This is a genomic window from [Clostridium] aminophilum DSM 10710 (genome assembly GCF_000711825.1).
GTDB classification, from domain to species: Bacteria; Bacillota; Clostridia; order Lachnospirales; family Lachnospiraceae; genus Clostridium_R; species Clostridium_R aminophilum.
This window is the reverse complement of the sequence record NZ_JONJ01000034.1, coordinates 1-2,900: the sequence shown is the minus strand read 5'-3', so window position 1 is coordinate 2,900 and position 2,900 is coordinate 1. Positions and strand designations below refer to the sequence as shown.

The window sequence follows — 2,900 nt, the reverse complement described above, 5'->3', positions numbered from 1 at the left end:
GAACTTCAGCGCAAGGTTGACGATCAGTCTGCAGTCAGTTAACGATGGTGAGCCGACGGGTGAAAATGAATTTGCGAAAAATTATTGACACTATCATCTCGCCAGGCCATAATCTGCTCGACAAAGAGTCCTTTCTTGCGGGCATACTCGGCAAGCTCAACCTCAGACATGGTAGCTGTTTCAACGACAATCAGGAATTTATCCTGAGTGCTCTATTCATCAGCGACCGCATCCTTTCCGGGTGTAGCAATGCCTTCGGCGCGAGCCTTATCTCTCCAGTTACGGAGGTTCTGCTCAGAAATGCCTTCTTCTCTGGCAATCTTGTGAATCGATTCATTGTTTGGTGGAAGCATCCTGCGGAGTAGGACTTCCTTCAGTTCGTTGCTGTAATGCAAAGTTGGTAGGTCCTTTCCTTCTTTGAGATAATCCTTCCTCAAGAGGTTGGGAAACTCACTGACAACTATTCTGACACACAGGGGTTTCACTGCCTCTTGAAAAACATTGATGCTAACTTCTTCGAAATGCTATATACTATAAAACATGGGAAGCTTTCTTTGTATATGTGTTTTGTTCGTGCTTAACATCATATCACAAAGAGGTGTGCCCTTTTGTATTTTTCTAAATCCGACTAAATCTTTACGATAGCAACTTGACATTATAGGAAGAAGGAAGAACAATGTGCGAGAAGTGTGATAAATTGTTGAATCAAATGATTAAGATGTACGATCGAAGCATGCGTCAGAGGGATATTGCCAAAGAATTAAAAATGGATCTAAGAGATGTTCAGCGTGCGTTGCATGATTTTGGAAATTTTGAACATACTAAGCAGATAACGAAAGAAAACTTGAATCCAGCTCAGACAATCAAGCCATTTTATTTTACTGATGAATTACACAAAGTTCTTGGGAAATATGTTGATATGTAAATTTTGCAAAATAGTTACACTAAATCATTGAAAATGAGGGATTTTTACCGCTATATTCCAAGTAACGCAAGAACCTTCTCGATGATCTGCCTTGCCCGGAGAAGAAGTATACGACTGTCAACAGAAAGATAATCAGAAAACTGACGAATGCGGAGCCACCATCCTGTGGAATAAGATCGTCATAATGTCAGTCGTCAATGGCTCAGTTGTAATTTTTGCTCAGTGACTGATCCAGTCCGTATACTTCTCTCATAGAGCGGTAGTTGACAGGATCAGATTAGCATACTTTGCTTGAGCTTTCTTGTAGGTGATATCAGAACGTGCCAGATCGAGTTCAAGGAGCGATTGCTTGAATCATACGTTGGTTTTTCGATAAAAGCCTGTATGATTTCTAAGGTATCCATATCCGGGTTTGCGAGTAATAATTGTGTTCTTTGGATATACCGATGCGGTGAAACCGCCTGTCCGGAGGACCGGAAACCGCGAGTCCGGACATAAGGAAACCGGTGTGTGTGGCGGAGCCGCCATCCCGGAGAAATAGTTTTCCAGGATGGGGACGCCAGTTAATGAGTTTCATTATTCGCTCAGTGCAGGATCCAATCCATAAACCTCTCTCATGGAACGGTAGTTGGCAGGATCGGACGAAACGATGTTGATCTTGTAGGCATCGTGCTTGATGTGGTCGAGGATAGCTTCAGCAAGAGGGCTGTCATCACAACGGTTCCGGCGACAGCTGCAATGAATACGTCCAAAAGACCGTCGTGTCTCCCTAACACATCATTCCAACCGTGAGCAGAGTGACAATGCAAAGGATAACGTATAATATGTTTCGCAAATTCAATTTCATATAAAAAATAGCCATAGTCTATTGCCGTCGGTAAAATTAAGTTACCACACCAAACCCACCGAGGAGACAATAGCTATGTCTGATAACATTATACAGCTTAATGAAGATCTCATAAAGAACAATCTGAAAGATCTGGTACGGAATAGTGTTGAGGAAAACCTCAATGCATTGCTTGATCACGAAGCCGATGAGCTTGTAAATGCTGATAAATACGAGCGTTCCGGTGATCGAAAAGGGTACCGCTCTGGGCATTATGAGAGAAATTTTACGACTACGTCCGGCGATGTCACACTCAAGGTCCCAAAACTAAAGGGAATTCAGTTTGAAACAGCGATCATCGAACGCTACAAGCGTCGTGAATGTTCCGTCGAAGAAGCTCTCATTGAGATGTATCTGGCCGGTGTTTCCGTGCGCCGTGTCGAGGATATTACAGAAGCACTCTGGGGAAGCAAGGTTTCTCCCGGAACGATCAGTAACCTCAACAAAAAGGCAGATGAACACATTGAAGAATGGCGTTCACGCCCGCTTACCGAAGAATACCCCTACGTTTATGTGTATGGAGTATACCTTAAACGCAGTTGGGGCGGAGAAATCCAGAATGTATCCGTCCTTGTGGCAATCGGCGTAAACAATGAAGGTTTCCGCGAGATTCTTGGTGCCGCTGAAGGCATGAAAGAGGATCATGAAAGCTGGAAAAACTTCTTTGTCTGGCTCAAAGAAAAAGGTTTGAAGGGCGTTCGCCTCATCATTGGAGACAAATGCCTCGGCATGCTGGAGAGCATCCCGAAAGTTTTTCCTGATGCACGCTATCAGCGATGCACCGTACATTTCTACAGAAATGTATTTACTGTCACGCCAAGAACCAAGATGCGAACTGTCTCTATGATGCTGAAAGCAATACATGCGCAGGAAAGCAAGGAGGCGGCACGCACCAAAGTAGCCGCTGTTGCTGAAAAGCTTCGTGAAATGAAGCTTTCCCAAGCTGCGCATAAAGTTGAAGAAGGCATCGAAGAGACGCTCACATACATGGACTATCCAACCGAAGATCCAACCAACAATACAACAGAACGGGTTAACCGGGAAATCAAGCGCCGTACAAAAGCGATTGGGGCTTTCCCGGACGGTCAA

3 protein-coding genes are annotated in these 2,900 nt (G+C 44.3%); 2 read left to right on the top strand and 1 reads right to left on the bottom strand.

What is annotated here, in order from left to right; all coding sequences use genetic code 11:
• Window positions 1–212 precede the first annotated feature (212 nt).
• Entirely contained in the window at window positions 213–485 is a 273-nt protein-coding gene (locus BR86_RS16705) for a transposase (protein WP_051684829.1), read from the bottom strand.
• 191 nt (window positions 486–676) lie between these two features.
• Between BR86_RS16705 and BR86_RS0113585 the strand changes: the two genes are divergently transcribed.
• Together BR86_RS0113585 and BR86_RS0113575 are read left to right on the top strand one after the other, a co-directional pair.
• Window positions 677–925, top strand: coding sequence for a hypothetical protein (locus BR86_RS0113585; RefSeq protein WP_031474779.1), 249 nt, complete (start codon window positions 677–679; stop codon window positions 923–925).
• 922 nt (window positions 926–1,847) lie between these two features.
• The coding region (locus BR86_RS0113575; protein ID WP_031474777.1) for an IS256 family transposase at window positions 1,848–2,900 on the top strand (1,053 nt) is incomplete at its 3' end.

Excerpts from the sequence above, each read along its gene's own strand:
- BR86_RS0113585 (WP_031474779.1), top strand. The coding sequence starts at position 677 with ATGTGCGAGAAGTGTGATAAATTGTTGAATCAAATGATTAAGATGTAC.